This window comes from Caballeronia sp. NCF2, assembly GCF_023631205.1.
GTDB classification, from domain to species: Bacteria; Pseudomonadota; Gammaproteobacteria; order Burkholderiales; family Burkholderiaceae; genus Caballeronia; species Caballeronia zhejiangensis.
This window is the reverse complement of the sequence record NZ_JALQDN010000049.1, coordinates 61302-83652: the sequence shown is the minus strand read 5'-3', so window position 1 is coordinate 83652 and position 22351 is coordinate 61302. Positions and strand designations below refer to the sequence as shown.

Genomic DNA, 22351 nt, shown 5'->3' with positions numbered 1-22351 from the left:
GCGCGGGTGGATGTTTTTTTTTGTCCCGCGCGCCCGGGAGCGCGGGCACAAAGACCCCCCCCCCCCCCCCCCGCACAACAAAAACCCCCCCCCCCCAACGCGGCCCCCCCCCCAAAAAAAACCTCACCCTCGCAACCGCCCCCCCAACCAAGCCCGCAACGCCTCAACCTCCTCCATACAAACCGAATGCGCCATAGGATAGGCATGCCATTCGACCTCACACCCTTGCCCGCGAGCGAATTCGCACGCCTGCTCACCGAGAGCCACATTGAGCACATCATCGAAGCTCCCATGCGCGGCAAAGATGGGAACCGATCGGTTCGCTTCGGAAAGCGATTCATCGATCAGCCCTTCGGAAGGAATGTAGCCCGACAGCACGATCAACCCAGCGAGCTTCTCAGGATGAGTGAGCCCCGCCTGATAGGTCATCGCACCGCCCTGCGAAAATCCCGCGATAAAAATGCGCTCACTGGGAATTCCCCGCGCGTTCTGCGCCTCGATAAGCGCCCGCACGCGCCCGACCGAAGCGACGATGCCCGCCTCGTCCACGCGCCGGTTGATGCCCTCGAACGACAGAATGTCGTACCACGCGCGCATCACATAGCCGTTATTCGCCGTCACGGCGATCTCCGGCGCGTTCGGAAACACGAAGCGGATCGCGGGCGCATCGGCGAGACGCAATTCGGGCACGAGCGGCACGAAGTCGTTGGCATCGGCGCCGAGGCCGTGCATCAGGATCACGGCGAATTCGGGATTCGGCGCGGTTTCGATCTCGATGGTTGAAGCTTGATCGGTCATTGCCCTTCACTCCTCGTCAGATGATGGGAACGAGAATCTGCACGATGCCCACGACCGACACCAGCCACACCAGCGAGCGCACGAACGGCACGCCGGCAGCGTAGAGCGGCACGTAGACCAGACGCGCGACGAAATACGCAAGCGCGCCATAGTGCGTGAGCGTGTTCTCGCGCCCCGTGACGTGCACGATCAGCACCGCAATGGCGAAAATCGGCAGCGTCTCGAACAGATTCGACTGCGCCCGCATCAGCCGTCCGGAAAGCTTGCCGGGCGGCGGCGTGGCGGCATCGCGCGGGCCGGCCTGGTATCTGATGCCGACTTCGCGGTTGCGCACGACCGCAGGGAGCAACACTTGCACCAGCGCGAGCACGAGCGTCCAGGCAAGCATCGTCAGTTCGAAACTCATGGCGTCTCCACAGTAAGAAATAGCCACGGCGGACCGCGCCCATGATGCCACCGCGATCCGCCAGCGTGTAGTCTTGAACGTGATCCCCTACGAGTCCTTCATCCATGCATGCGATGACCCTTCGTCTGTCGCCCGGCGACGATCTGCGCGCCGCGCTCGATCATGCCTTCCGCGCGCACGCGCTCTCCGCCGCGTTCGTCCTTCAGGGCATCGGCAGCCTGAACGTCGCGCGTCTGCGCTACGCGGGCCGCGACGAAGCCGTTGAATTGCGCGGCGATCTCGAAATCGTCACGCTCGCCGGCACGCTGTCAGCGCAAGGCCCGCACCTGCACATGAGCATCGCCGATGCCGATGGCCGCGTCTCCGGCGGCCACGTCACGCCGGGCTGCATCGTGCGGACGACGGCGGAGATCATCGTCGCGCATCTGCCCGGCGAACGTTACACGCGTGAGCACGATGCCGCGACGGGCTTCGCCGAACTCGTCATCCGGGCGACGTGACAGCATCCGTCGGTTGCGCGACGCCGAGCGCGAGATCGTGGCGCGCGATCATCTCGAATGCTTCGGTCGTCTCCGAATAGTCCCAGCGTTCGACCGTCGCGCGACGCCCGTCGCCATTGCCACCGCTTGCGTCGTGGCGGATCACGTTCACCGAATTGTCGATCGTGCCGCGCGTGCGCGACGACAGCGCCGTGCCCGCCTGCACCGCCCACATGCGGCGCGTGAGTCCCGCGAAGGTATCGTGCAGCGGCAACACGTAGGGCAGATGAATATGCCCGCCGAGAATCAGGTCCGCGCCCGCACGCGCCCAGCGCGGCACCGCGCGCTCGCGTCCGTGCAGCAGATTGTTTTCGTCCTGAGTGCGCGTGACGGCCACCGGCTGATGCGTGACCACGACGCGCAACTGCGCCGCGCTCGCCGCCTCCAGCCGCGCGGCGACGCGCCTCACCTGCTGCATCGACACTTCGCCGTCCTTGTGACGATACGCCCGCGTCGTGTTCACGCCGAGCACGAGCAGCCCCGCCGAATCGAACGCCGGTTCGAGATCGGCGCCGAACGCGCGCTGATGATTCGCGTACGGATAACACAGCCGCGCGAGCGGATCGAAAAGCGGAATGTCGTGATTGCCGGGGATGACGAGCGTCGGCGTCGCGCCGAGCGCATCGACGAACGCGCGCGCCGACGCGAACTGCCGCTTGCGCGCGCGCTGGGTGATATCGCCGGACAGCACGACGAGATCGGGAGCGAGCGCATCGGCGAGCCGCAGGAGCGCTGCGACCACCGGCGGCCGCTCGGTGCCGAAATGCGTATCGGAAATCTGCAACAGCAAGGTCATGAGCGATTGGCTTCGGCCACTGTCGGCTCAGGCTTGAGCAGGAAAAGCGGTTTGTCGGACACGCGAAATTCCAGCGGCATCTGCAGTTTCGCGACCTCGCCATCCGTCGCGATCTTGACGAGTCTGCGCTTCTTCGACGGATGCGTCACCGTGATGCGCTCGAACGTGAAGCTCACGACGTGATCGGAATCCGACAGACGCCCCGCCGCGCCGTGCAGCGACAGCCACAGATGCATGAGCCGTCCGACCGGCCGCGGCGCAATCGCGACGAGCAAGCCCTGTTCCAGCGCGCGCGCTTCGTCCGGCATGCCGATCTGCTCCATCTGCAGGCGGTTGTTGCCGACGAAGAGCGTCGACGAGCGAATTTCGGTCGTGCTGCCATCGTGATCGATATGCAGACGCAAATGGCGATGCGGCTTGAGCATCGTGGAAAGCGCCGACCAGAGCGCGACGAGCCGGCTGCGCCCGAATTGCCGCTTGTAGATTTCGCGATCTTCGAGCAAGCGCGGATAAAGCCCGAGGCTCGCGTTGACGAGAAACATGCGCGCGTTCACGAAGCCGACCTGCACCGGATAGGCGCGCGCGTCGAGCAGAAGTTTCGTCGATTGCTCGAGATCGGCGGGAATGCCGTGGTCGCGGCTGAAGTAGTTGAACGTGCCGCGCGGCAGCACCGCGAACGGGCAGCCGGCGTCGTGCGCCGCGTGCGCGACCGTGCAAAGCGTGCCGTCGCCGCCCGCGCCGACGAGCACGCCGCCCGCTTGGCACGCCGCCGCCGCGGTTTCGCGCGCGACGTCCGCGAGACCGCGCGGATCGTCGACGACGCGCAATTCGAAACGTCGCCCGGCCGCGCCGAGTTCGCTTTCGAGCAGGCTGCGGGTCGCGTCGGACTGACAGCGTCCCGAGCCCGCGTTCATCACGATGAAGAACGGCGCGTCGGCGGCGAGCGTTTTTGCGGTGTCGGCGGATGGAGATGCGGATGCGGCAGTCGGTGTCATCGGCGGCGCTCCCTCGATGCTCCGCGCGCGCGGATCGCGCACGACGAGCGTGGCTCCGCGCTCATAGGCGAAGCCTGCCGATTATAACGAAATGCTTACAGCCGGATCGCCGGCAATCAAGTGTGCTCGCCGCGAATGTAGTACTCGAGCTGCTGGATGGTGTACTGCTGCTCGGCCATGATGTTCTTCACCAGATCGCCGATGGAGATCATGCCGATGAGCTTGCCGTTGTCGATCACCGGCAAGTGACGCATGCGCTTGTCGGTCATGAGCGCCATGCAGTCGTCGGTGGTCTGGTCGGGGCGCACGTAGCGCACGTGCGACGTCATAATGTCGCGCACCGGCGTGTGCTTCGAGACGCGGTCCATCAGGACGACTTTGCGCGCATAGTCGCGCTCGGTCATGATGCCCACGATCTCGTCGCCTTCGGTGACGATCACCGCACCGATGTGCTTGTCGGCCATCAGCTTGATTGCATCGAAGACCGACGCCGTGGCTGGAACGGTAAAGACCGTCTGGTCGGGTTTCGAATTCAGAACCTGTGCGACTGTTGCCATCGAGCGCCTCCGTTATGAGCGGGGAACGTTGTTGCGCCTGGGCGACGGGTTATCTTGCGCCTGTATGCAGCGTAAAGCCTCGCGCGCGATGCCTTCATCGGCATTAACCCGACCATTCGAAAAAAGTATAGATCACCGGCGCCGCGCGAGACGTGCGCCGCGCGTTTCATCTCGCGCGTCGTCACGCATGCCTTCAGTTTCGCCGATTAATGCCGCTAATCAGGCATCTGGTGGAAAGTGAAGCCACCGGCAAACACACGAAGGCATCGCTTAGAGGGAGAACGAGGTGAGCAGTTCACAACAGGATATCGAGCAGCGCGTGCGGCTCGCGGGCAGCAACATGTTCGAATTGCTTCTGTTCAGGCTCGGCGAGTCGCCGGGCTCGGAGCAACGGGAGCTGTACGGCATCAACGTGTTCAAGGTGCGCGAGATTCTCGCGATGCCGACGATCACCGCCGTCGCCGGTTCGAGCGAGGAGATTCTCGGCGTCGCGGATATCCGCGGCCAGATCATTCCCGTGATCGATCTCGCGCGCATCACCGGCTGCCGGCCGAAAAACGGTCCGAAAATTCTGCTCGTCACCGAATTCGCGCGCACGACGCAAGGCTTCGCGGTCGAGGAAGTCGACGATATCGTGCGGCTCGAGTGGAATCAGGTGCTGTCGGCGGAATCGCACTCGGGCGGCAAGACCGTGACGAGTTTCGCGCGGCTCGATGGCAACGTCGACGGCTCGCGGCTCGCGCAGGTGCTCGACGTCGAGCGCATCGTGCGTGATGTGCTGCCGTCGCAGGAAACGGATATCACCGAGGCCAACACCGGTCGGCTGCAGCTCAAGCCGGGCGCGCGCGTGCTTGCGGCAGACGATTCGGGCGTCGCCCGGGCGCTCATCGAGCAAAGTCTCACGGCGATGGGCGTGCCCTTCGTGATGACCAAAACCGGCCAGGAAGCGTGGGACGTACTGGAAGCGGCGCTCAGAAAGGCGGAGAAGGACGGCACCGAGGTCGCGGATCACATCGCGCTCGTGCTCACCGATCTGGAAATGCCCGAAATGGACGGTTTCACCCTCACGCGCCGCATCAAGGCGGAGACGGGGCTGATGCACATTCCGGTGGTGATTCACTCGTCGCTGTCGGGATCGGCGAACGAGCAGCACGTGCGCAAGGTCGGTGCGAACGCGTATGTGTCGAAGTTCGAGGCGTCGGAGCTCGCGAACGTGATGCGCGGCGCGCTCGCGGCCTGAAACGCGTTCGGCGCGCGCAACGCAGACCTTTTGAGCCTGCGCGGCGCGCGCCGAATCAGTCTTTCGGCCTGTCGGCCCGGCGGATGAGCCGGGCTGGCCGAACCGGTTATTGACCGAAGAAGACGGACTGAGCCTTGTTGGCCGATTGCGTGCGGGTGCCCGACTGAGCCAGCGCGTCGCGCGAGCCGCCGAAAGCGGTCGTGCTCGTGCCGTTCGCGTTTTCTTCGGCGGCGATCGCTTGTGCGCTCGGACCTTGTTGCGACGTCGGCGCGCCGACAGCCGGACGGTAGAACGGAGCCGGACCGTAGCCGCTTGCAAAAGCGGGAGCGGCGAGCGTGGCGGTAGCGGCGATCAGAAGGGTAGCGAGAAGATTGCGTTTCATGGTGTGAGCTCCAAAGACGGTTGACGTTCAATCAGAAAGCGCCGCAGCGGTCTTGCGAGAAACTGTCTGCTACGTCGATGGAATGCAGTGTATACCCCTACTATCGCTTTTTTATCTCCATAAATTTCAATTCAGTTTTCGATATGGACCAACAATAGTTGGCCGCACGATCGTTCAAAATCGTCCTAAACGTCCGCCTGGCGGGCGATTGCGCGTGTTGACAAGCGGCGCGCTCGGCTGCTTCGTTTAGCGGGGAACGAACAATTATTTAGCGCACGGGCGTGCGAATTTCCCGCTAGCGCGAACGACATCCCGCGTTATCTCAGTGAACGAGCCGTCCGATCAGGCGGAGCAGTTCCGTGGGCGGGTTGCCCTTCTGGCAATAACCGTCGAATCCGGAATGCATGCCCTCCGCCCGCACGATGTCCTCACCGAGCGCCGTGAACGCGATGATCACCGCGTCGCGCGTGCGGGCGATACGGCGAAGCACGCGCGCGGTTGCGAAACCGTCGTGTTCCGGCATCGTGATATCGAGAATGACGATGTGCGGCACCCAGTTGTCGATCGTATGGAGCGCATCGACGCCGGACAACGCAAAACGCGTGTCGAAGCCCTCCGCTTCGAGCGCGGCGCAAAGCGCTTCTGCGCTATGGGCGTTGTCGTCGACGATGAGGATGCGCCACGAATCGCGGTCGACATCGACGCTGCGATTCGTCCAAAGCGCGCAATGAGGAGAATGCAAGTACAGGGGCATGGGCGTTCGACGGAAACATACGACTGCCCAACAGCATGTTTCGCGCCCGCCCGCCGCCAAGCTCAGGCGTCGCCGCTCTTCCGGCTTTTGCGACGCTTTCCCGACGCGCTTTCGCTCTCGCGCAGCCGCGCATTCGCCTCGACGAGCGATGCCGCGTCGCGCTGGCGCAACGCGACATCCAGTTCTCCGAGCGCCCCGAACAGCGCGGACTGCTCCGTCTCGTCGAGCGGCGCGCCGCCGGGTTCGGATACGCGCCGCGCTTCCTTGTCGAGCCGCTTGAGGAGCTTCGCGCCGAAGCGCGTATCGATCGCGCCTTCGCGCGCCAGTCCCGCAATCACCGACGCCAGGCGAACCAGCCCGTTCGCGGTGGTTTGCGTCGCCCCGTCCATGTCGTCATGGTCTTCCACTGCCTTCTCCCCAGTTTCGCGCGCGGCGCCTCGCGTGCGCCCGTCTTGCGTGGCGCGATGATACGCCGACAAAATGACAGTCATATTTGCACGGCGCACCGCGTTCGTGGCCATCGTTTCGCTCGCTTTCACGCGATACGATCGCGATCCGGGGCGCGACCGATGGCACACTAGCGCGTGGCGACGCGCATGCCAGAAGCGTCGGGGGCCGCGTCATCCGCCGACACGCCGACATACTCAGAATGTAACCGAACGCCCGCATGAATCCCGCTACCCTGCAAAGACCGCCTTACGGCTCCGACTTTTCCGGCCTCGTCTGCGGTTTCCGATTTCATGCCGATCTGCCCGGCGTGCCGATCGATGCCGAAGCCGCAAGCGAATGGCTCGCCCGCGACGACACGCCCAAGGAATTCGTCTGGCTGCACTTCGATCTCGCGAACAGTTCGTGCGAACGGTGGATGCGCGGCCGCCTCGGCCTGCCCGACGCGTTCTTCGACACGCTCAACGAAGGCTCGCATTCGACGCGCATCGAGCATCAGGAAGGCGCGCTCCTCGCCGTCATCAACGATGTGATGTTCAACTTCGAGCTGACGCCCTCGGAGATCGCGACGCTGTGGGTCTACACGCATCAGAAGCTGATCGTGACGGCGCGGCTCAAGCCCTTGCGATCGGTCGATTCGCTGCGCGAGTCGGTTAGACGCGGCGAAATTTTCCGTTCGCCCGCCGAGTTGCTCGCGCATCTGCTGCGCGATCAGGCGGATCTGCTCGTGCATATCGTGCGGCGCACGAGCGTCGAGGTCGACGGCATCGAAGACCGTTTCCTGTCGATGCGCGGCGCCGCGACCCGCACCGATCTCGGCGGACTGCGGCGCGTGCTCGTCCGGCTGCAGCGCCTGCTCGCGCCCGAACCCGGCTCCGTGTTCCGGCTGCTCGCGCGGCCGCCGCGCTGGCTGCATTCGCAGGACATTCAGGACCTTCGCGACGCGACCGAAGAGTTCTCGCTCGTGCTCAACGATCTCGCCGGGCTCGTCGAGCGCATCAAGCTCCTGCAGGAAGAAGTCGCGACGCGCATGGACGAGCAAAGCAACCGCACGCTCTTCACGCTGACGCTCGTGACCGTGCTCGCGCTGCCGATCAATATCGTCGCGGGTTTCTTCGGCATGAACGTCGGCGGCATTCCGCTCGCGGAAAATCACCACGGCTTCTGGCTGCTCGTGGCGATCGTCGCGACCTTCACCGCGCTCGCCGGATGGTGGGCGTTCCGGCGACGACGCGATATGTAGCCGCCCCCGAAGTCAGAAGCCCAGGTCGCTCAGGCCCGGATGATCGTCGGGCCGGCGACCGAGCGGCCAATGATATTTGCGGTCCGCTTCCTTGATCGGCAGATCGTTGATCGAGGCGTGACGGTGCGTCATCAATCCCGCTTCGTTGAATTCCCAGTTTTCATTGCCGTAGCTGCGATACCAGTTGTTCGCGTCGTCGTGCCATTCGTACGCGAAACGCACCGCGATGCGATTGCCCGTGTACGCCCACAATTCCTTGATAAGCCGATAGTCGAGTTCGCGCGCCCATTTGCGACGCAGAAACGCGACGACTTCCTCACGCCCGTTCGCGAATTCGGCGCGATTGCGCCAGCGCGTGTCCACGCTATACGCGAGCGATACGCGCTCCGGATCGCGCGTGTTCCAGCCGTCTTCGGCGAGACGGACTTTCAGCTTGGCGGATGTTTCATCGAACGGCGGAAACGGCGGCTTGGATTCCATGGCGAGTCCTCTTTGCTCTAAGCGATGAGATGAGTAGACAGGTCTGTCTACCCGACGCACTCTAGCGCAGGTAGACGAACCTGTCTACAATCGATTGCATGAATACTTCCGCAATCTCCAGCGATTTCTCCGAGCTCGCGCCGGACGCGCGCATCCTGTACACCGCGCACGATCTCTTCTACCGCGATGGCATTCGCGCAACGGGCATCGATCGCGTGATCGCCGAATCGGGCGTCGCGAAAAAGACGTTCTATCGCTATTTCCCGAGCAAGGACGATCTGATCGTCGCGTTCCTCACGTTTCGTCACGATAACTGGATGGCATGGTTCCGCGACGCGCTCGCGCGCCACGGCGGAACGCTCAACGCGCTCGTGCCCGCGCTCGCCGAATGGTTCGGCAGCGAGAATTATCGTGGCTGCGCGTTCATCAACTCGGTCGTCGAAGTCGGCGCGACGCTGCCGCAGGCCATCGATATTTCACGTCGCCACAAGCGTGACATGACCGCGGCGATCCGCGCGCTGATGCCGGCTTCGCGCACCGCCAAAGCCGATGCACAAGCGCTCGCGCTCGCCGTGGATGGCGCGATCGTCGCCGCGCAATTCAGCGATTCGCCCGCCGATGCATTGAAGGCGCTCGCACGCGTCGTTCGCGCGGTCCGGCGCGGCGCAGCCGAGTAGCGCGATGAACGGCTTCATGCCTGCGCGACCTGCATGGGCGCCATTGCGTGCTCGATCACATCGGCGAGCTTCGCGAAATTCGGCGCGATGTCATGATTCGGCACGCACGCGTAGCCAAGCATCAAACCGCGCAACGCCTCGTCGCGGTTCATGAAGTAATTGACCAGTGGGCGCGTGACGACGCCGGCCGCCAGCGCATCGGCGGCGACCGCGCGATCGTCGACGAACTGCGGCAGTTCGAGCACGAAATGCAGTCCGGCTTCGTCGCCGCGCACGGCGAGCGTATCGCCGAAACGCGCGCGGATCGCGTTGATCAGCAATTCGCGACGCTCGCCGTACAGTCCGCGCATGCGCCGCACATGCGACGTCAGGTGCCCGTCGAGAATGAACTCGGTCAGCACCGCCTGCTGCATCAGTTGCCCTTCGCGATACAGTTCCGCCACGCCGATGCGAAACGTTTCGACAAGTTCCTCCGGCACGACCATGTAACCCATGCGCAAGCCGGGATAAAGCATCTTGCCGAGACTGCCGACATAGATCACCTGCCCCGCGTCGTCGAGTCCCTGCAACGACGAAAGCGGCCGGCTGCCGTAGCGGAACTCGCTGTCGTAATCGTCCTCGATGATCCACACCTTGTGCTGGCGCGCGAACTCGAGCAGCGCGCGACGCCGCGCGAGACTCATCACCATGCCGAGCGGATATTGATGCGACGGCGTCACGAGCGCGATGCGCGGCGGCTCGGTCATGTCGCGCGCGGCCGGATTGAGCCCTTCCTCGTCGACGGGAATCGGCACGAGCGTCAGCCCCGACGATTGCAGCACGCTGCGCGCGCCCCAGTAGCACGGCTCCTCGACCCACGCGCGATCGCCGAAATCGGTGAGCAGGCGCACGGCGAGATCGATCGACTGATGAATGCCGGTCGTGATGATGATCTGGTCTGGCTGACACTTCACGGAGCGCGCGACGCGCAAATAATCCGACAACGCGCGCCGCAGCGGACGATAGCCGCCGCCCGGCGCATACGTCAGCAGATCGGGGTTCGCGCGCTTCCATAGACGCGCCTGCAAGCGGCTCCATGTGCGTGCCGGAAACTCGGCGACGTCCGGCACGCCGGGCATGAACGCGCCCCACTGTTTCGGCGACACGCCCGCCTGCGCGATCAGGCGCTCGCCGCGCCGCGAGATCGTGCACGACGCCTTCGTTTCCTCGGCTTTCGCTTTCTTCGCGACGCCATCGCGCGGCGCGGTGTCGGCGACATACGTGCCGCTGCCGGTCGTCGAATTCACATAGCCTTCGGCCGTGAGCTGATCGTAGACATGCAGGACGGTATTGCGCGCGATGCCGAGATCGATCGCGAGCGTGCGCGAACTCGGCAACTTCGTGCCCGGCGCGAGCTGGCTCGTGAGAATGGCCTGCTGCATCAGTTCGAGCACTTGCCGGTACATCGGCTCGGCGGCCGTGCGATCGAGCCGCGCGCTCAGCCAGTCGGCCAGGATGATCGTATCCACGGTATCTCCCATCGCATGAAAACCACTATTCCGGTCACCCTCAAGTGGTTCTATTTTGAATATTGAAATGGCTCCACATTGTAGAACCGTGGCGGGCTATAGTTATCGCAGGTAGTGGAAATAATTTCCGCACGTCGGCAGCCGTCCGGCAGTAGGCAACAGGGTTTTTCCGAAGGAGACACGGACAGATGAAATCCGATCAGGTGATCGTCAGTTTTCGCGGCGTTCGAAAGACGTACGACGGCGAAACGCTCGTCGTCAAATCGCTCGATCTCGACATCTATCAGGGCGAATTTCTCACGCTGCTCGGGCCATCCGGCTCGGGCAAGACGACCTGTCTCATGATGCTCGCCGGCTTCGAGTTCCCGACCGGCGGCGAGATCTGGCTCGACGGCAAGTTGCTCAACAAAGTGCCGCCGCACAAGCGCGACATCGGCATGGTGTTTCAGAACTACGCGCTCTTTCCGCATCTTTCGGTGCAGCAGAACGTCGAATATCCGCTGACCGTTCGGAAGATGTCCGCCGAAGAGCGCGCGCATCGCGTGAACAACGCGCTCAAGATGGTTCGCATGGAGAGCTTCGCGAAGCGTTATCCGGCGCAGCTTTCCGGCGGGCAGCAGCAGCGTATCGCGCTCGCCCGCGCGCTCGTGTTCGAACCCAAGCTCGTGCTGATGGACGAACCCCTCGGCGCGCTCGACAAGCAGTTGCGCGAGCACATGCAGATCGAACTCAAGGCGCTGCACGAGAAGCTCGGCGTCACGTTCGTCTACGTCACGCACGATCAGGGCGAAGCGCTCACCATGTCCGACCGCGTCGCCGTATTCGACAAGGGCATCGTGCAGCAGCTCGACACCGTCGATCATCTGTATGAAGCGCCGTGCAACGAGTTCGTCGCGAACTTCATCGGCGACAGTAACCGGCTGCGCGGGACCATCGAACAGATTCAGGGCGAGTTCTGCGAGATCCGTTTAGCCGACGGCACGCGCGTGTCCGGGCTCAATGTCGCGAACGCGAAGCCCGGCGCGGAAGCGATTGCGTGCATCCGGCCCGAACGCATGAAGCTCACGGATCTCACGCAAGGCAACGGCCATGCGAACGGCAACATCAACGCGCTGTCCGGCGAAGCGAAAAGCCTCATCTATTTCGGCGACCACGTTCGCATGCGCTGCGGCGTGCGCGAACAGGACGAATGCTTCGTCAAGGTGCCGCTCGGCACGCCCGCGCTCGACGGCTTCACGCCCGGCGCGCCCGTCGGGCTCGAATTCGCGCCCGAGCATCTGCGCGTGTTCGCCTGAACTTCCCAACCGTAGGTCCACTGACAAAACCAAGTCGAAGAAGAGAGGAAACCATCATGAAGAAGTTCGCTTTGTGTTCCATGGCGGCGGCGCTCGCATGCGCGTCGGCGATGTCGGGCGCGGCGGAAATCACCGTCGTCAACTTCGGCGGCGCGAACGGCGACGCGCAGAAAGTCGCGTTCAACCAGCCCTTCGAGCAGTCGTCGAAGAACAAGGTCACGGCCGTCGAATACAACGGCGAGCAGGCCAAGGTCAAGGCGATGGTCGAAGCGAAGCACGTCAACTGGGACGTCGTCGAAGTGGAATCCGGCGATCTCGGCCGCGGCTGCGACGAAGGTCTCTATGAAAAGCTCGACTGGTCGAAGATCGCGAAGAAATCCGATCTCGTGCCCGAATCGCCGCAAACCTGCGGCGTCGGCTTCTTCGTGTGGTCCACCGCGCTCGCCTACAACGGCGACAAGCTGAAGACCGCTCCGGCCGGCTGGGCGGACTTCTGGGACACGAAGAAATTCCCCGGGAAGCGTGGCATGCGCAAGGGCGCGCGCTACAACCTCGAATTCGCGCTGATGGCCGACGGCGTCGCGCCGAAGGACGTCTACAAGGTGCTCGGCACCAAGGCGGGCGCGGATCGCGCATTCAAGAAGCTCGACGAACTCAAGCCGTCGATTCAGTGGTGGGAAGCGGGCGCGCAGCCGCCGCAATTCCTCGTCGCGGGCGATGTCGTGATGTCCACCGCGTACAACGGCCGTATCGACGCTGCGCGCAAGGAAGGCAAGAACCTGAAGGTCGTCTGGAACGGCAGCATCTACGACCTCGACTACTGGGCGATTCCGAAGGGCTCGCCGAACAAGGACGTGGCGCAGCAGTTCATCGCGTATTCGGTGTCGCAGAAGCCGCAGGAAACCTATGCGAAGAACATCGCGTACGGCCCGGTGAACAAGGCCGCGATCGCCGCGCTCGACGCGAAGACCAAGGCCGACATGCCGAACTCGCCTGAGAACGCGAAGAACGCCGTGCTGCAGGACATGGCGTTCTGGACCGATCACGGGGACGAGCTCGAGCAGCGCTTTACCGCGTGGGCGTCGAAGTAAGCACTGGCTGGCGCGACGGTCGCGCGTCGCCAGGAGGCGCGACCGTCAAGAAGGAGACACAAGCGTGAACACCATGACGATCCCCGCCGAAGAATCGCGCGAATCGAGCGCGCGTCTGAAGCGCGAACTGAAGATCGCCGATGCGAAAAAGCGCGCGATGGCGCTCGCGCTGATCGCGCCGCTCGCCATCTTCCTGTTTCTGATTTTCGTCGTGCCGATCGGCGCGCTGCTCACACGCGCCATCGAAAATCCCGAAGTGGCCAATGCGCTGCCGCACACCGGCGCCGCGCTCGCGAAATGGGACCGCAAGACGCCGCCATCGGATGAAGCGTATGCCGCGCTCGCGCAGGATTTGACCGCGATTTCCGAAGGCGAATCGATGGGCGCCCTCGCCCGCCGGCTGAACACCGAGATTCCGGGCTACCGCTCGCTCGTCGCGAAGACCGCGCGCGCGATGCCGCTCACCGGCGACGACGGCAAGCCACTGCCCGCCGCGCAGATCAAGTCGAAGATCGTCGAACTCGACGAGCGCTGGAACGATCCCGCCTATTGGCAGGCGATCGCGAAGAACGCCGGCCGCTATTCGCCGTTCTATGTCCTCGCGTCGCTGGATCACAAGCAGGACGGCTTCGGCAATATCGTCCATGCGGACCCGGATCAATCGATTTATCTGAACGTATTCGGCCGCACGTTCGTGATCGGCGTCGGCGTGACGCTGTTTGCCTTGCTGCTCGGCTATCCGCTCGCGTACTGGATTTCGACGCTGCCCGAACGCCGCGCCAACCTCGTGATGGTGCTCGTGCTGATCCCGTTCTGGACGTCGGTACTGGTGCGTGTCGCCGCGTGGATCGTGCTGCTGCAAAGCGAGGGCCTCGTGAACACGGCGCTGATCGGCGCGGGACTGATCGGCTCGCCGCTCGCGCTGCTGTTCAATCGTGTCGGCGTGTATATCTCGATGACGCATATCCTGCTGCCGTTCATGATCCTGCCGCTCTACAGCGTCATGAAATCCGTGCCGCCGACGTATCAGCGCGCGGCCGTGTCGCTCGGCAGTCATCCGTTCGCCGCGTTCTGGCGCGTGTACGTGCCGCAGACGTATCCGGGCATCGGCGCGGGCGTGCTGCTCGTGTTCATTCTCGCCATCGGCTATTACATCACGCCGGCGCTCCTCGGCGGGCCGAACGATCAGATGGTCAGCTATTACATCGCCTACTTCACCAACGTAACGATCAACTGGGGCATGGCGTGCGCGCTCGGCGCGCTACTGCTCGCCGCGACGCTGCTGCTCTACGTGGTCTACGGCCGCTTCACGCGCGCGAACGTGAGCCTGGGGTAAAGAAGATGAAACTCGCCAAACCGATGTTCGCGCCGCACACGTCCGCGATCGAGCGCATCTGGTATTTCGCGCTGCGCATCCTGTGCGTGCTGACGCTCCTGTATCTGATCCTGCCTGTGCTCGCAATCGTGCCGCTGTCGTTCTCGTCGAGCACGTTCCTCGTCTATCCGATTCCGGGCTGGTCGATGCGCTGGTATCACAATCTCGTCATGTCGCAGGAATGGCGCATGGCGGCGAAGAACAGCTTCATCGTTGCACCTTCGGCAACGCTCGTCGCGACGATCCTCGGCACGCTCGCCGCGGTCGGACTGACGAAGGCGAATTTCATCGGCAAGAGCGTGCTGATGGCCGTGCTCATCTCGCCGATGATCGTGCCGGTGATCGTCGTCGGCGTCGGCATGTATCTGTTTTTTGCACCGCTCGGCATCGCGAACACGTATTTCGGGCTGATTCTGGCGCACGCGGCGCTCGGCGTGCCCTTCGTCGTGACGACCGTCGGCGCGACGTTGCAGAACTTCAACCACAATCTCGTGCGCGCGAGTCAGTCGCTCGGCGCGAGCCCGCTCAAGACGTTCTTCCGCGTGACGCTGCCGGTCATCGCGCCGGGCGTGATTTCGGGCGCGCTGTTCGCGTTCGCCACTTCGTTCGACGAAGTCGTGGTCACGCTCTTTCTCGCCGGCGCCGACCAGACGACGCTGCCACGGCAGATGTTCACCGGCATCCGCGAAAATATCAGCCCGACGATAGCGGCGCTCGCAACGATTCTCATCGTGTTCTCGACGAGCCTGCTGCTCGCGTTGGAGTGGCTGCGAGGCCGCGCGGCGGCGCGCGCCGTCGCGTAAATTGGCCGGTCCACGACGCGCATCGCGGACGATGCGAAGGGCCCATCCCGCGAGGCTCCGATCGGGGCCTCGCTGTCGCTCTCGCATCCGCGCCAGGTGCTCTTGCCGTACAAATTGCGCAAAACCCTCGCGAACGAGGGAGATTCCGATCGATTTTTCGGTCTGCACCGGTCCGCGAGCGAGCTTACGAATCGCTTAAGCGCCCGCCCACCAAGGCGCGACGAAGGGTCGCTTGTGTTGCCGCCCGATTATTCGCAGCAACGGGATAGTGTATTCACTGATGCGGTATTTATCGGAATATGCTTAATGACGTACGTTCTAGGTCGAGTCAAAGCCTGGAACAATGCCATGACAGCTTTTACGAAAAGAGCGGACCCGTGGTCACAGACGGTTCACCTGCTCGAGGCGATGCCCACGGATATCGCCCGCACCGCACCTTCCCAGAAATCCGCCCGCGCGGAGAGCGCGTTTCTCGAACGCCTGACGCGCGACTGGAATCGCACGCATCCGCATCATTCGGATGATCGGCTGCCGTTTCCGCAAGCCATCGTGCGCGTGATCGAGCGCCCGAGCAGCGCGACGGCGCTCGTGTACTGGTCCGATCCCGGTACGTGCCACTACGGCTATCAGGGCTGGCGCGCAACCACGGCGACGGCCGAAGGCGTGTGCTCGCTATCGGGAATGCCGATTCATCGCGGGGATCAGGTTTATCGGCCGTCGCAGCGCGATCCGAAGCCGCAAAACGCATCCGCGATGATTCTGGCCGCCGCGATGCCCAAAGACGCCGAGCAAATGGAAGTCGATTTGCACGGCTGACGGGCGTTCAATATCCGATGGTGATGCGCTGTTTGATGTGCGATTCGCGTTCGAACTCGTTCAGAAACGCGATCGCGTAATCATCGAACGAAATCCAGCTACGGCCGCTGCCGTCGACGAGCAATTCGTCGACGCCGAGCCGGAATTTCTGCGTCCGCGGACCCGGTACGAATTCCGCCGACGGCGAGATGAACGTCCAGTCGACGTCGCGTTCGCGCCGCAACGCGTCGAGAAATGCCGCGCCCGCCGTAGCTTCCGGTTTGTACGCCGGGGGGAAATCGGGCAAATCGAGCACGCGCTGGCCGGGCGCCGCGTACAGGCTGCCCGCGCCGCCCACGACCAGCAGGCGCCGCACGCCCGCCCGCTTCACCGGCTCCACGATGGCCGGCTCGGAGACCGTGGCGAAGCGCGTCGCGCTGAACACGGCGTCGTGTCCGGCGAGCGCGGCGGCGAGCGCGGCGGCATCGAGCGCGTCGACGTTCAGCGGACTCAGGCCATCGCGCTGCGCGAGCCCGGACGTATCGCGCGCGATCGCCGTGACCGTGTGTCCGCGGCGCAACGATTCTTCCACCAGACGGCTGCCGACATTGCCCGTCGCCCCGATGATCGCGATTCTGCTCATTGCCACTTTCTCCTTTGCACGTGCGGCAGGCGCGCCGGCGTGATCCGACCGCGCGGTTGATGATAGAGCGAAATAACCGGCGCCACAGCCGACGCTTTCGATGGCGTTTGTTTCCGGAGAATACCGATTCGTAGAATCGAATAGCGTGCGGCGATGATTAAAAACTTACCTGATAAACATGGACTCATGCAATTTCCGGGCCGAATTCGCGAGGCGGGCGCAATATCGGCATGCGATCGTCATAATGAAACGGCGCTTTCGGAGGCGCGCCGCACCATTAAACTAGAGGCCCCGCACTCTTTCGAGATGCGCGACAGCGGCGATTACCGGCGCGCCGCCCGCAGCAGTTTCGGAGCGAGTTTCCAAATCGAAGTCGCCAAAATGTCATGACATTGGTTTATATTGCAGTTCCTCGCCGCTCCATTACCGGAAGGAGTTAACCGTGAAGAATCCGCAATTGCAGGGTGCCATCGAAGGACGCGACAATCCGGCAGGCGAAACCGCCTACGAACCGATTCCGGTTCACGCTGTCCCCAAGGAGTCCGCCGACGAACCCGGCTACTCCGATTCGCTGGACATCCCGCTCAATTACGGCATTGTGATGGACGCAGTCAGGGACGCCGTACGCGCGAATCCCTGAACGTTCGAAACGTCATACGAAACGCCCCATTCGGGGCGTTTTTTTTGGCCTTGCGAAACCCTTTGAAGCGGCGTTTCGATTGCCTGTCGGCCGTTGCCCGCGGGAGATAAATGCTCCGCAACGCGTCCGATTGCGTTTAGGCCATTTAATCAGACAAAACAATGGCTTAGTTCACGCCGTGGCTGCGCCGTTTTGCGAAAAGTCAATCGGTGTGATTCAGAGCCAACGCTCTGATTTTGCTCATTAACGAGATGGTACACTTCCGCCGCCGTTGCGGGCGAGCCCGAATCCGACTTCGGAATAGCGCGCGTCTGTCGATATTTCGTCCATCCTCGCGAGGGCCGAACGCCCGAATTGGGTCGTCTGCTGCGTCCTGATCGCCCGATCCGACAAAAAATCCTCTGCTAGTGTTTCTACTGGCGAAAACAACTGCATTGAAGTAAGTTCAGACGTGTCATAGCGCCTGGACAAACGTCCGGATCCATCGTCGCGGTTCGGCAGTCCCCCGCGAGAACGCAAACAAGTCTGCAGGACCGATCAACCACGCGCGGCGGCTCACGCCCTGCCGAACAAAACATGGCCGCTATTTTCGATTATCTGTTGGACAGTCAGATTTCCAGACAATGGCGCGGCCTTTTGGCAGCGCTCGCGGAGGAGTTCGAAGCGCAGATCGGGCGCAACGAACTGCGTCAACTGATGCACAACGTCGGCAGCCGCTTCGCCGAAGCCCGGCCGCTGCCGCCCTGCGATTCCACGTCGACGCTCGCCGACGCGCTCAACGCGCTGTGGCACGACACCGACTGGGGCTTCGTCGAGCTCTCCGACGAGCGCGACTATCTGAGCATCGTGCATTTCTGCGCGCCGCTGCCCGCCTTCGGCGAAAGCGCGCTCGCATGGACGCCCGCGTTCCTCGAAGGCGCGTATCAGCGATGGCTCGCCGGGCTCGGCGCACAAGGACTCGCGATCCGTCAGGCGAGCGACTTCGGCGACGACGCGGCCATCGAATTCAGGCTCGCGCGCGTCGCGGCCTGAAGCATCTTCAGCACATTGCGACCGCCGCCTCGACGCGGCGGCATCGACCGCCCCGAACGGGCGGCTAAAAACAGGCAGCACCGGCCAGGCATCAAGAACAGGCACGACGAGGAAGCGGCATCATGAATACTTCGCGCGATATCGAGAAGCTCTTCGATCATTTCGGCGGCAATGCAGGCGACTATCAGGAAATCGGCCGGGAGAAGGAGGCCACGACGGCCCGCACCCGCTGGCCGCTGCTTGCCACGCTCGACTTCGCGCAGCCGGCGATTCCGGAGATCGCGCCGCGCCACGACGTGCAGCCGAACGCCGCGCGGGCGCGCCCGGACGAAGCCGCCGCCCCGCCCGCCGCTCACCATGCCGACAAGCCGACGCCGATCCATCGCGGCAGGCAGCCTCTCTTCACGCGGCCGCATCGCCGCACGATTCCGGCCGTCAATCCGCCGGCGGCGGAGTCGTTGAGCGCGCTGCGCTTTTCGGTGCTCGGCGAATCGGCGCCGGCGCAAACGGAAACGATTCCAGATTCGGCGACCGTGTCCAAGACGAACGCAGCGCCGGTTCATACAATGGTCCCGCCGGTCGAATCGAACGCTACTGAACTCGCGCGCCCCGCCGCCTCGTTCGGAACGGACTTCGCGGCGCGCCGCACGCCTGCGCAAGTTGCGCCGGTGACAGCCGCTGCGGCCGCCGCGCCGCAATCGATCCTCGGCAAGCTCTTCAAGCCGCAAACGCAGAGCGCGCCGAGCGCGTCCGCGAACTCGCTCGACGCCATGTTCGAGCGCCTGCGCCACGCCCGTCCGCAGGGCGACGAATCCACGAACACGCACGCTCGCGCGAGCCGCCTCTCACGCTCATGAAAGTCATCACGGTAGTTTCCGCGAAAGGCGGTGTCGGGAAGACGACGCTCGCCGCCAATCTGGCGTCGGTGCTCGCCGCGCGCAATCGTCGCGTGATCGTGCTCGATCTCGATCCGCAGAACGCGCTGCGCCTGCACTTCGGCATTCCGCTCGATAGCATCGACGGCATCTCGCGCGCGACGCTCAGCCGCGATCCCTGGCAGACGGTGATGTTCGATGGCGTCGACGGCGTGACCGTGCTGCCTTACGGCGCGGTGACCGAAGACGACCGCCGCCGCTTCGAGGCGCTCGTCGATAGCGATCCGGCGTGGCTCGCGCATGCGCTCGGTTCGCTCGCGCTCGACGCCAACGACATCGTGATCGTCGATACGCCGCCGGGCTCGTCCGTCTACACGCGCACCGCGCTGACGGCGGCGAACTTCGCGCTGAACGTCGTGCTGGCCGATGCGGCGTCCTACGCCGCGATCCCCGGCATGGAGCGCATGATCGACGCCTACGCCGCGCCGCGCGCCGATTTCGCGGGTCAGGGCTACGTCGTGAATCAGGTCGATCAGTCGCGTCAATTGAGCAAGGACGTGCTGAAGGTGCTGCGCAACATGCTCGGCACGAAGCTGTTTCCGGGCGTCATCCATCAGGACGAAGGCGTCTCCGAATCGCTCGCGTGCGACACGACGCTCATCCACTACGATCCGCTGTCGCAAGCCGCCGCCGATTTGCGCGCGTGCGGCGAGTGGCTCCTCTCGGCCGTCGATGCGATGGCCGCTTCGCCGAGGAAGCTCGCATGAGTTCCGCCAAGATCCCGTCGCCCGAGACCGAAGTGAGCGTCGCGACCTCGCGCCTCGAACGTTTCGTCGATGCAGGCATCTGGAGCAGCCGGATCGTCGTGATCCTGCTCACGCTCTTCGCCGCGTTCGCGCTTTACTTCGTCGTCACGGTGCCGCTCGCGTTCGGCCAGCAACTCGCGTTCGCGACGATCTGCTTCGTCTGCGCGCTCGGCTTTCGCCGCCTGCAAGGCCAGTACGCGACGCTCGTGATGATCATGCTGTCGATCGTCGCGTCGGGCCGCTACATGTTCTGGCGGCTCACGGAAACGACTTACTGGGAACGTCCGCTCGACGCCGCGTGGGGCATGTTGCTCGTCGCCGCCGAAGTCTACGCGACCCTCGTGCTCATGCTCGGCTACTTCCAGACCGCGTGGCCGCTGAAGAGAAAGCCCTTGCCGCTGCCGGCCGACCGCAGCCAGTGGCCGACCGTCGACGTATTCATCCCGACGTACAACGAGCCGCTTTCCGTCGTGAAGCCGACGATCTACGCGGCGCTCGCGCTCGACTATCCGTCGGACAAGCTCGCGATCCACGTACTCGACGACGGCCGTCGCCCCGAATTCAAGACGTTCTGCGAGGAAGTGGGCGTCAACTGGACGATCCGCACGCATAACCGTCACGCGAAGGCGGGCAACATCAACGAGGCGCTCAAGATCACGAAGGGCGAATTCCTCGCGATCTTCGATTGCGATCACATCCCGACGCGCTCCTTCCTGCAAATCTGCCTCGGCTGGTTCCTGCGCGACAAGCTGCTGTCGATGCTGCAGACGCCGCACCATTTCTTCTCGCCCGATCCGTTCGAACGCAATCTCGGCACGTTCCGCAAGGTGCCGAACGAAGGCGAACTGTTCTACGGTCTCGTGCAGGACGGCAACGATCTCTGGAACGCGACCTTCTTTTGCGGCTCCTGCGCCGTGCTGCGCCGTTCGATGGTCGAGGAGATCGGCGGCATCGCGGTCGAGACCGTGACCGAAGACGCGCATACGGCGCTCAAGCTGCATCGGCTCGGCTATACGACCGCGTACCTCGCGATTCCGCAGGCCGCGGGTCTTGCCACGGAAAGTCTTTCAGGGCATATCGGGCAGCGCGTCCGCTGGGCGCGCGGCATGACGCAGATCTTCCGCATCGACAATCCGCTTACCGGCAAGGGCCTCAAGATCGGCCAGCGGCTGTGTTATCTCAACGGCATGCTGCACTTCTTCTACGGCGTGCCGCGTCTCGTGTTTCTTACCGCGCCGCTGTCGTATCTGTTCTTCGGCGCGCATGTGATCGAAGCGGCGGCGAGCACCATCGCGATCTTCGCGCTGCCGCACATGATGCACGCGAGCATCACCAATTCGCGCATGCAGCGCAGCTTCCGCCATTCGTTCTGGGCCGAAGTGTACGAATCGGTGCTCGCGTCGTACATCACCGCGCCGACGCTGCTCGCCGTCATCAACCCGAAGCTCGGCAAGTTCAACGTGACGGCCAAGGGCGGGCAGATCGCGAAGGATTACTTCGACTGGTCCATCTCGCGGCCGTATCTGTTCCTGCTGCTCCTCAATCTGCTCGGCTTCGTCGCGGGCATCGTGCATATCGCCATCAACTGGCATGTGCGCAGCGAAGTGAACACAACCATCCTCAACCTCTGCTGGACGGTCTACAACATGCTGATTCTCGGCGCATCGGTGGCGGCGGCGAGCGAGCGCAAGCAGGTCCGCGCGACGCATCGCGTCACGATGAAAATGCCCGTCATGCTCAAGTTCTCGACCGGCCGCACGCTCGCCTGCGAGACCATCGATTATTCGGAAGGCGGCGTCGGCGTCGCGTTGCCGAGCAAGATCGAAGTGCCGATGCACGAGCGCGTCACCGTCTCGCTCTTTCGCGGCGACGAGGAATACGCGTTTCCGGCGACGGTCGGCTATACGGAACCCGGACGCGTCGGCCTGCGCTTCTCGCAACTCACGCGCGAGCAGGAATACGACTTCGTGAAGACCACTTTCGCGCGCGCGGACGCCTGGACCGGATGGTCGGAGGGACGCCGTCCGGACACGCCGTTGCGCGGCCTGTCGCATGTGCTGCTCGTCGGCACGCGCGGCATCGCGGGACTGTTCGAGCACTTGTACAGCGACCTTCGAACCTGGATGAACAAGCGCCCGGTCGATGTGAAGAAGCTGAAAACCAAAGACCAATAA

The 22351-nt window shown here is 63.7% G+C and carries 26 protein-coding genes; 15 read left to right on the top strand and 11 right to left on the bottom strand.

Annotated elements, in window-relative coordinates; all coding sequences use genetic code 11:
- Window positions 1–123: 123 nt before the first annotated feature.
- Window positions 124–798: an alpha/beta hydrolase gene (locus tag NCS02_RS16430; RefSeq protein ID WP_008353612.1), complete on the bottom strand. Its 675-nt coding sequence runs from the start codon at window positions 796–798 to the stop codon at window positions 124–126.
- A gap of 16 nt (window positions 799–814) precedes the next feature.
- The gene (locus tag NCS02_RS16425) at window positions 815–1204 is read right to left on the bottom strand and encodes an MAPEG family protein (RefSeq protein ID WP_175979206.1); all 390 of its coding nucleotides are present in this window, start codon (window positions 1202–1204) and stop codon (window positions 815–817) included.
- 104 nt (window positions 1205–1308) lie between these two features.
- Here NCS02_RS16425 and NCS02_RS16420 point away from each other — a divergent pair, with 104 nt between their 5' ends.
- Complete coding sequence (locus NCS02_RS16420; protein WP_008353614.1) at window positions 1309–1704, top strand: PPC domain-containing DNA-binding protein; 396 nt, start codon at window positions 1309–1311, stop codon at window positions 1702–1704.
- Here NCS02_RS16420 and NCS02_RS16415 read toward each other — a convergent pair.
- The 3 genes from NCS02_RS16415 to NCS02_RS16405 all read right to left on the bottom strand — a co-directional run bounded on the left by NCS02_RS16415 (window position 1688) and on the right by NCS02_RS16405 (window position 4091).
- A complete protein-coding gene (locus NCS02_RS16415) occupies window positions 1688–2539 on the bottom strand; it encodes a metallophosphoesterase family protein (protein ID WP_250502905.1) in 852 nt (283 codons plus the stop codon). The two genes, NCS02_RS16420 and NCS02_RS16415, sit on opposite strands and share 17 nt — an antisense overlap.
- Entirely contained in the window at window positions 2536–3534 is a 999-nt protein-coding gene (locus NCS02_RS16410) for a diacylglycerol/lipid kinase family protein (protein ID WP_250502904.1), read from the bottom strand. The genes NCS02_RS16415 and NCS02_RS16410 overlap by 4 nt, the downstream gene beginning before the upstream one ends.
- 116 nt (window positions 3535–3650) lie before the next feature.
- Complete coding sequence (locus tag NCS02_RS16405) at window positions 3651–4091, bottom strand: CBS domain-containing protein (RefSeq protein WP_175979204.1); 441 nt, start codon at window positions 4089–4091, stop codon at window positions 3651–3653.
- Between the two features lie 286 nt (window positions 4092–4377).
- On the opposite strand from NCS02_RS16405, the gene NCS02_RS16400 reads away from it, so the two are divergent.
- A complete protein-coding gene (locus NCS02_RS16400; protein ID WP_008353618.1) occupies window positions 4378–5331 on the top strand; it encodes a chemotaxis protein in 954 nt (317 codons plus the stop codon).
- A gap of 106 nt (window positions 5332–5437) precedes the next feature.
- Here the strand turns inward: NCS02_RS16400 and NCS02_RS16395 are convergent, their stop codons facing one another.
- From NCS02_RS16395 to NCS02_RS16385, 3 genes are all read right to left on the bottom strand, one after another.
- Complete coding sequence (locus NCS02_RS16395) at window positions 5438–5713, bottom strand: hypothetical protein (RefSeq protein ID WP_008353619.1); 276 nt, start codon at window positions 5711–5713, stop codon at window positions 5438–5440.
- Window positions 5714–6035: 322 nt separating this feature from the next.
- Window positions 6036–6467 (bottom strand): response regulator, encoded by a 432-nt coding sequence (locus NCS02_RS16390; protein ID WP_008353620.1) that lies wholly within the window; start codon window positions 6465–6467, stop codon window positions 6036–6038.
- A gap of 62 nt (window positions 6468–6529) precedes the next feature.
- On the bottom strand, window positions 6530–6874 hold the full coding sequence (locus NCS02_RS16385) for a hypothetical protein (RefSeq protein WP_033537148.1): 345 nt from the start codon (window positions 6872–6874) through the stop codon (window positions 6530–6532).
- Between the two features lie 260 nt (window positions 6875–7134).
- On the opposite strand from NCS02_RS16385, the gene NCS02_RS16380 reads away from it, so the two are divergent.
- On the top strand, window positions 7135–8157 hold the full coding sequence (locus NCS02_RS16380; RefSeq protein ID WP_008353624.1) for a transporter: 1023 nt from the start codon (window positions 7135–7137) through the stop codon (window positions 8155–8157).
- Between the two features lie 12 nt (window positions 8158–8169).
- Here the strand turns inward: NCS02_RS16380 and NCS02_RS16375 are convergent, their stop codons facing one another.
- Window positions 8170–8637 carry a nuclear transport factor 2 family protein gene (locus NCS02_RS16375; protein WP_250460390.1) on the bottom strand — a complete coding sequence of 156 codons (468 nt, stop codon included), beginning with the start codon at window positions 8635–8637 and terminating at the stop codon, window positions 8170–8172.
- A 98-nt stretch (window positions 8638–8735) separates the two neighbouring features.
- Here NCS02_RS16375 and NCS02_RS16370 point away from each other — a divergent pair, with 98 nt between their 5' ends.
- On the top strand, window positions 8736–9314 hold the full coding sequence (locus NCS02_RS16370) for a TetR/AcrR family transcriptional regulator (RefSeq protein ID WP_250440522.1): 579 nt from the start codon (window positions 8736–8738) through the stop codon (window positions 9312–9314).
- A 14-nt stretch (window positions 9315–9328) separates the two neighbouring features.
- On the opposite strand, the gene pdxR is transcribed toward NCS02_RS16370, so the two are convergent.
- On the bottom strand, window positions 9329–10822 hold the full coding sequence (gene pdxR, locus NCS02_RS16365; protein WP_034471872.1) for a MocR-like pyridoxine biosynthesis transcription factor PdxR: 1494 nt from the start codon (window positions 10820–10822) through the stop codon (window positions 9329–9331).
- 188 nt (window positions 10823–11010) lie between these two features.
- Between pdxR and NCS02_RS16360 the strand changes: the two genes are divergently transcribed.
- From NCS02_RS16360 to NCS02_RS16340, 5 genes are all read left to right on the top strand, one after another.
- On the top strand, window positions 11011–12117 hold the full coding sequence (locus NCS02_RS16360) for an ABC transporter ATP-binding protein (RefSeq protein ID WP_250502903.1): 1107 nt from the start codon (window positions 11011–11013) through the stop codon (window positions 12115–12117).
- A gap of 56 nt (window positions 12118–12173) precedes the next feature.
- Window positions 12174–13208 (top strand): ABC transporter substrate-binding protein, encoded by a 1035-nt coding sequence (locus NCS02_RS16355; RefSeq protein WP_008353629.1) that lies wholly within the window; start codon window positions 12174–12176, stop codon window positions 13206–13208.
- A gap of 64 nt (window positions 13209–13272) precedes the next feature.
- The gene (locus NCS02_RS16350; RefSeq protein WP_051079071.1) at window positions 13273–14544 is read left to right on the top strand and encodes an ABC transporter permease; all 1272 of its coding nucleotides are present in this window, start codon (window positions 13273–13275) and stop codon (window positions 14542–14544) included.
- Window positions 14545–14549: 5 nt separating this feature from the next.
- Window positions 14550–15386 (top strand): ABC transporter permease, encoded by an 837-nt coding sequence (locus NCS02_RS16345; RefSeq protein ID WP_008353631.1) that lies wholly within the window; start codon window positions 14550–14552, stop codon window positions 15384–15386.
- Between the two features lie 348 nt (window positions 15387–15734).
- Window positions 15735–16202 (top strand): DUF3331 domain-containing protein, encoded by a 468-nt coding sequence (locus tag NCS02_RS16340; protein WP_144403834.1) that lies wholly within the window; start codon window positions 15735–15737, stop codon window positions 16200–16202.
- Window positions 16203–16209: 7 nt separating this feature from the next.
- Here NCS02_RS16340 and NCS02_RS16335 read toward each other — a convergent pair whose 3' ends face one another.
- Window positions 16210–16824 carry an NAD(P)-dependent oxidoreductase gene (locus NCS02_RS16335; RefSeq protein ID WP_250502902.1) on the bottom strand — a complete coding sequence of 205 codons (615 nt, stop codon included), beginning with the start codon at window positions 16822–16824 and terminating at the stop codon, window positions 16210–16212.
- A gap of 153 nt (window positions 16825–16977) precedes the next feature.
- Here NCS02_RS16335 and NCS02_RS16330 point away from each other — a divergent pair, with 153 nt between their 5' ends.
- The 6 genes from NCS02_RS16330 to bcsA all read left to right on the top strand — a co-directional run bounded on the left by NCS02_RS16330 (window position 16978) and on the right by bcsA (window position 22351).
- Window positions 16978–17214: a hypothetical protein gene (locus NCS02_RS16330; protein ID WP_033537140.1), complete on the top strand. Its 237-nt coding sequence runs from the start codon at window positions 16978–16980 to the stop codon at window positions 17212–17214.
- Window positions 17215–17266: 52 nt separating this feature from the next.
- Window positions 17267–17464 (top strand): hypothetical protein, encoded by a 198-nt coding sequence (locus tag NCS02_RS16325; protein WP_008353634.1) that lies wholly within the window; start codon window positions 17267–17269, stop codon window positions 17462–17464.
- A 576-nt stretch (window positions 17465–18040) separates the two neighbouring features.
- Window positions 18041–18496 (top strand): cellulose biosynthesis protein BcsD, encoded by a 456-nt coding sequence (gene bcsD, locus NCS02_RS16320; protein ID WP_250502901.1) that lies wholly within the window; start codon window positions 18041–18043, stop codon window positions 18494–18496.
- A 122-nt stretch (window positions 18497–18618) separates the two neighbouring features.
- Complete coding sequence (bcsP, locus tag NCS02_RS16315; protein WP_250502900.1) at window positions 18619–19353, top strand: cellulose biosynthesis protein BcsP; 735 nt, start codon at window positions 18619–18621, stop codon at window positions 19351–19353.
- Window positions 19350–20138 (top strand): cellulose biosynthesis protein BcsQ, encoded by a 789-nt coding sequence (bcsQ, locus tag NCS02_RS16310; protein WP_175979200.1) that lies wholly within the window; start codon window positions 19350–19352, stop codon window positions 20136–20138. Before bcsP ends, bcsQ begins: the two co-directional genes overlap by 4 nt.
- Window positions 20135–22351, top strand: coding sequence for a UDP-forming cellulose synthase catalytic subunit (gene bcsA, locus NCS02_RS16305; protein ID WP_250523234.1), 2217 nt, complete (start codon window positions 20135–20137; stop codon window positions 22349–22351). The genes bcsQ and bcsA overlap by 4 nt, the downstream gene beginning before the upstream one ends.